Source organism: Dapis purpurea BLCC-M126 (assembly GCF_050015975.1).
GTDB lineage: Bacteria > Cyanobacteriota > Cyanobacteriia > Cyanobacteriales > Microcoleaceae > Trichodesmium.
The window spans coordinates 1-5,140 of the sequence record NZ_JBNHER010000107.1; the positions used below are offsets into that span (position 1 = coordinate 1).

The 5,140-nt window shown below is 38.1% G+C and carries 6 protein-coding genes and 1 pseudogene; 5 read left to right on the forward strand and 2 right to left on the reverse strand.

Features of this window, described 5'->3' with window-relative positions:
* Together ACP6PL_RS10035 and ACP6PL_RS10040 are read right to left on the reverse strand one after the other, a co-directional pair.
* On the reverse strand, nucleotides 1–2,362 hold a 2,362-nt coding region (locus ACP6PL_RS10035; protein WP_426545100.1), incomplete at its 3' end, for a substrate-binding domain-containing protein.
* Nucleotides 2,363–2,675: 313 nt separating this feature from the next.
* The gene (locus tag ACP6PL_RS10040; RefSeq protein ID WP_426545102.1) at nucleotides 2,676–3,071 is read right to left on the reverse strand and encodes a hypothetical protein; all 396 of its coding nucleotides are present in this window, start codon (nucleotides 3,069–3,071) and stop codon (nucleotides 2,676–2,678) included.
* Nucleotides 3,072–3,339: 268 nt separating this feature from the next.
* Between ACP6PL_RS10040 and ACP6PL_RS10045 the strand changes: the two genes are divergently transcribed.
* The 5 genes and pseudogenes from ACP6PL_RS10045 to ACP6PL_RS10065 all read left to right on the forward strand — a co-directional run bounded on the left by ACP6PL_RS10045 (nucleotide 3,340) and on the right by ACP6PL_RS10065 (nucleotide 5,012).
* Nucleotides 3,340–3,483, forward strand: a complete 144-nt coding sequence (locus ACP6PL_RS10045) for a chlorophyll a/b-binding protein (protein WP_426545104.1) — start codon at nucleotides 3,340–3,342, stop codon at nucleotides 3,481–3,483.
* A 58-nt stretch (nucleotides 3,484–3,541) separates the two neighbouring features.
* Complete coding sequence (locus ACP6PL_RS10050; RefSeq protein WP_426545106.1) at nucleotides 3,542–3,685, forward strand: chlorophyll a/b-binding protein; 144 nt, start codon at nucleotides 3,542–3,544, stop codon at nucleotides 3,683–3,685.
* Between the two features lie 58 nt (nucleotides 3,686–3,743).
* Nucleotides 3,744–3,887: a chlorophyll a/b-binding protein gene (locus tag ACP6PL_RS10055; RefSeq protein WP_426545106.1), complete on the forward strand. Its 144-nt coding sequence runs from the start codon at nucleotides 3,744–3,746 to the stop codon at nucleotides 3,885–3,887.
* 58 nt (nucleotides 3,888–3,945) lie between these two features.
* Nucleotides 3,946–4,089 (forward strand): chlorophyll a/b-binding protein, encoded by a 144-nt coding sequence (locus ACP6PL_RS10060; protein ID WP_426545108.1) that lies wholly within the window; start codon nucleotides 3,946–3,948, stop codon nucleotides 4,087–4,089.
* A gap of 237 nt (nucleotides 4,090–4,326) precedes the next feature.
* Nucleotides 4,327–5,012, forward strand: a pseudogene (locus ACP6PL_RS10065) (IS1 family transposase).
* Nucleotides 5,013–5,140 lie beyond the last annotated feature (128 nt).

Consider the following 5,140-nt stretch of genomic DNA (forward strand, 5'->3'; position numbering starts at 1 on the left):
CAGTTGTGGGAGTTTCTGGAGTTAGTTGTGTTGTTTCTTCTGGGGTCTCTACTAACCCTGCTATTCCTGCTCCTGCTATTCCGGCAACACCCATACCAATAGCACCAAGGTCTGTTTCATTGCTATCTTCTGGGACTGCGTCAGTTGTGGGAGTTTCTGGAGTTAGTTGTGTTGTTTCTTCTGGGGTCTCTACTAAACCTGCTATTCCCGCCACTCCTGCTATTCCTGCTACTCCTATACCAATACTACCAAGGTCTGTTTGATTAGTATCTTCTGGGGTTCCTTCAGTTGTGAGAGTTTCTGTCTTTGTTTCTGGAGTTACTGTATCAGTTAACTGAACAGTAGTATCTACTGCTTCTTCTGCCCCTAATATCCGCACTGGCTGAGAACGAGCTAACTTTAGCCACTCACCATCATCCGTGACATAACCTATTTCCGCCAGATATTCTCGTTGACTCTCTAGAGATTCTAGTTCCTTGTGTGTGGTTGATTCGGAGATATCATGCTGTTGCACACTCTGAGGTATTTGTGAATCTGCCCCAATATCTGTAACATCATAAACTCGTAGTTGATATTGTTGACCACCATGTGACTTGGCTGCATCTTTGTCTGATTGTGGTACTGACCAAGTTGCTAATGCTGTTTGACTATGGTTGGGGGTCAAAGTTATTTGACTATTTTTTTCTTGGTTTGCCCAGGCTGCTACTAACCCTGCTATTCCTGCTACTCCTGCTATTCCTGCTATGGGAGCTACTCCCATGCCAGAAGTACCAATGGCTGCCTCATTTTCACCTTCTGGAGTTTTGGTTGCTGGTGCATCAGTTGCCTCAGCAAATCCAGTACCAGTAACAGAAGTTCCCCCTACAGTGGGAGAGTCTGAATCTGTAGTTGTTCCAGGAGCCATAGGAGTTCCTCCTGTTCCTGCTGACTCATCTCCACGCCCTTTTAGCAGTCCCCATAATAATGCTCCTAGTAAAGGAATTCCTAATAACAGTAAGATCCACCAAGGGAATCCTTTTTTTTCTGTTTCTTGATTGGTATCAGCAGTAGGTCCTTGCACTAGTGTTGTCTCAGTTTGATTATCTGGACTGGATGGAGTTGCTAGACCTCCGGCAGTTGAAGCATCATTTTTTTCCTGTTGGCTTAATCCTGTCTCAGTTTGATTATCTGGACTGGATGGAGTTGCTAGACCTCCGGCAGTTGAAGCATCATTTTTTTCCTGTTGGCTTAATCCTGTCTCAGTTTGATTATCTGGACTGGATGGAGTTGTTAGACCTCCTGCAGTTGAAGCATCATTTTTTTCCTGCTGGTTTAATCCTGTCTCAGTTGTATTATCTGGACTGGAAGTACTTGTTAGACCTGTCGCAGTTGAGGCATCAGTTTTTTCCTGTTGGTTTAATTCGGCCTCAGTTGTATTATCTGGACTGGAAGCAGTTGTTAGACCTGTCGCAGTTGAGGTATCATTTTTTTCCTGTTGATCTGCTGCTGCTACAACTGCTTGACCACCTTCAGAAGTAACTAAGCCAAGAAATGCTATCACTTCTGGAGGAGCAGTATCTTGTTTATAAATGTAGCTACGGGGTTGAGAGTATGGGTAACGGGGGTCATTTGGCAGAGTTTTGTGCATTTGAACAACCCGAACATTTTCCTTGTTCAGCACTTGGTCAGCGATCGCATAGCTAATTCCATCTTTACCTAGTTCTTTGACGACTGCTGCTGTATTATCCTCAGATAACTTGGTCGTGTTACCTCCGGTCTGAAATAGACTTTTTCTAAACACGTCGTAGCTTTCTAGAGCTTGTCTCGTATCACTAGACTCTGGGCGATCAATGAAGCGAATTGCTAATTCTGGGCCTCCTACTTCTGACCAGTTTGTAATTTCTCCCCTAAATATTTTAGCAAATTGCTCGAATGATAAATTTTCTGGAAATGGATTGTCAGAACCTACTATAATCGCAATTTTACCTCGGTTAATGGGGACTTCAACTAATCCTTGGTTTTTTTCCTGAACAGTTAATTGACGTCCCACAGCTACTAAATCTGTTTCTCCTTTTAGGAGGGCTTCTAATACTTCACTTGTATCACTTGTTAGCAATTTCACTTGAGCATCTGGATATTTTTCTTCATAACGTTGTTTTAGTGCTTGATTAATAACTGCCATACTACTAGAGCCAGACAATCTTATTTTTGTACCACTTGGCAGGGATTCAGGTAGTGAATAGGTATTATCTGAGTTGACGGATTGAGCTAGGATAGTATTGCTTAAAAAAGATAAATTAGCAGCTGCTAAGGACTTGGGAGTAGCAGTTAATGTTAGTAATACTACTGATATTTGAAATAACTTTTTACTATATGAAGACATTTTTATCTGGCTTGTAGGTTGACAAGATATGGTTAAACTAACCTTTAGTAATTAGCCTTCAGCTTGAATTTAACTTCCCTATCAGCTCTTAGTTTTTTACTAATTAATTGACAGTTAATTTTTTTCCAATTGAAGGCTAAATTCCTTATGAATAATTTTTGTAATTGCAAGCTCAGTTAGCTTTTTACTGAGATATTTTTCAATGTAATTATAGATATATTTGAGGAAATATAATCTTGATTAGTTATGAGTAAAATGGAAATAAGGTAATAGTTTTTTTTGAATTTAATGATATTTGGTTCAAAAAAATAATTCACATTTTAACTATAGAAATTGTCAATTCTCCTTGGTTATCGTCAATATGACTATCAAAGAAAAATGCACAAATATTTGTTGTTTGTAGGACTTCTAGGGTTAATGTATCGTCATCACCATTTAAAGTTGACCAAGTAGCCTCTACTTCTAAATTAGTTTTTTTATTGATAAACTTGCCACCATAAATCCATAACATAACAATGGGTTCACCAATGTTATTGCTGTCACTTTTGTATCCAAACAAACCACTACGAATTCTAATTACATAGATTCCTGGTTCTAATGTTGTTGAAACTGCTGTTTCTTCCTGAATTTTCCGCATAGCTTCAGCATCAAGGAGATAGCAGTTTTTTTTGCTGTCAATCTTCAGATCCGTAACTGTACAACCTTCCATATTTTTTTCTATTTCCTACTAAAATTTTCTACTCTTCTCAACTAAGGCCATTCTTCGTATTTATTTGAAAATCTCATACAACTGTCCAACAATTAATAATCAGTCAGAGGAATATCTTAGTTTAAGAATTGCTATGTAGTTAGTTTACACCTGTTTAGTCCATCCCCTAACTATTTGGCCTCATCAAAATATTAAATAATGTTGCCAACTTTATTTTTTTAAGTTAAGTTATATTACATAAGCTTGAAATAAAACGAATATAATGATCATGGACAATCAAGAGAAAAAGTTAGGTTTTACTGACTTTGCAGAAACTTGGAATGGTCGCTTGGCAATGTTAGGTTTTGTTGTCGGTATCGCTACAGAACTCTTGACTGGTCAAGGCATTCTTTCCCAACTCGGTTTGATGTAATTTTTCCCACATTTTTTTGTTATTCACACTCAAATGCAATTATTGGAGATTCATTACAATGGAAAATCAAGATCAAAAATTAGGTTTTACTAACTTTGCAGAAATTTGGAATGGTCGCTTGGCAATGTTAGGTTTTGTTATCGGTATCGCTACAGAACTCTTGACTGGTCAAGGCATTCTTTCCCAACTCGGTTTGATGTAATTTTTCCCACATTTTTTTGTTATTCACACTCAAATGCAATTATTGGAGATTCATTACAATGGAAAATCAAGATCAAAAATTAGGTTTTACTAACTTTGCAGAAATTTGGAATGGTCGCTTGGCAATGTTAGGTTTTGTTATCGGTATCGCTACAGAACTCTTGACTGGTCAAGGCATTCTTTCCCAACTCGGTTTGATGTAATTTTTCCCACATTTTTTTGTTATTTGCACTTAACTGCAACTATTTGAGGTTTATTAATATGGAAAATCAAGATAAAAAGTTAGGTTTTACTGACTTTGCAGAAACTTGGAATGGTCGCTTGGCGATGTTAGGTTTTGTGATTGGTATAGCTACAGAACTCTTGACTGGTCAAGGTATTCTTTCTCAACTAGGTTTGATGTAATTTTTTCCAAATTTTTCTATTGTTCTTATTTACATTCAAGCCCAATTATTAGAGCTTAATTACTAAACGATGGTTAGGCTTTAGTTAATTGAAAAAATCCAACATTGTCTGTTGACGATGTTGGGTTTTGTTATCAGTATTTCGGCGTTGGTAAATGGAAAGATGAATTGAGTAATCTACTCATAGGATGGGTAGGGCAAAATGGAATATGTAGATAGTGCTGAATAAATTAAGTCTATGCAATGTCCAGAGTGTGGTAGTAAACATATCCGCAAAAATGGTCATCGAGGAGACAAGCAAAATTATATCTGTGTTAAAGGTCGGCAGTTTATAGAAGTCTATGACCAACCTGGATATAGCCTGGATACCAAAGCTTTATGTCTGAAAATGTATGTCAATGGTATGGGGTTCCGGGGGATTAGCCGAGTGACTGGGGTAGCCCATAGCACAATTATTAATTGGGTCAGACAGGTAGGAAAACTTTTACAGTACAGCCTATGACTCAGAAGTAATCCCAGAAGTTGGAGAATTCGATGAGTTACAAACTTTTGTCTCAAAAAAAAAATAAAGTTTGGATTTGGACAGTGGTAGATCACTTTCGGCCAGGAATTCTCGGTTGGGTTCTCGGAAACCGTAGTGCTGAAACTTTTATTTGGCTCTGGCAAGCGATCGCTTGTTGGCAATGCTATTTCTGGGTCAGTGATGGAAATCCTGTTTATAAAGTATTTATTCCTGAGCCAGACCAAATTATCAGTAAGACCTACATGACGAGGGTAGAAGGAGAAAATACTCGTTTACGACACTACTTAGCTCGACTGCACCGCAAAACATTGTGCTACTCCAAATCTGTAGAGATGCTGAAGCATTCCATCAGAGTTTTAATTCATTATCTTAAGTTTGGAGATGTACCCATTCCTGCCTGATTCATCTTTGAATTTACCAACGCCAGTATTTCTAGTAAGTTATTGGAGGTCAAGTTATTTTCATAAACTCGACTTATATAGCATTTCCCAAGCTAGTGAGGTACAATTAGGTAGGCGATCGCTAATCA

Excerpts from the sequence above, each read along its gene's own strand:
- ACP6PL_RS10040 (WP_426545102.1), bottom strand. The coding sequence starts at position 3,071 with ATGGAAGGTTGTACAGTTACGGATCTGAAGATTGACAGCAAAAAAAAC.
- ACP6PL_RS10045 (WP_426545104.1), top strand. The coding sequence starts at position 3,340 with ATGGACAATCAAGAGAAAAAGTTAGGTTTTACTGACTTTGCAGAAACT.
- ACP6PL_RS10050 (WP_426545106.1), top strand. The coding sequence starts at position 3,542 with ATGGAAAATCAAGATCAAAAATTAGGTTTTACTAACTTTGCAGAAATT.
- ACP6PL_RS10055 (WP_426545106.1), top strand. The coding sequence starts at position 3,744 with ATGGAAAATCAAGATCAAAAATTAGGTTTTACTAACTTTGCAGAAATT.
- ACP6PL_RS10060 (WP_426545108.1), top strand. The coding sequence starts at position 3,946 with ATGGAAAATCAAGATAAAAAGTTAGGTTTTACTGACTTTGCAGAAACT.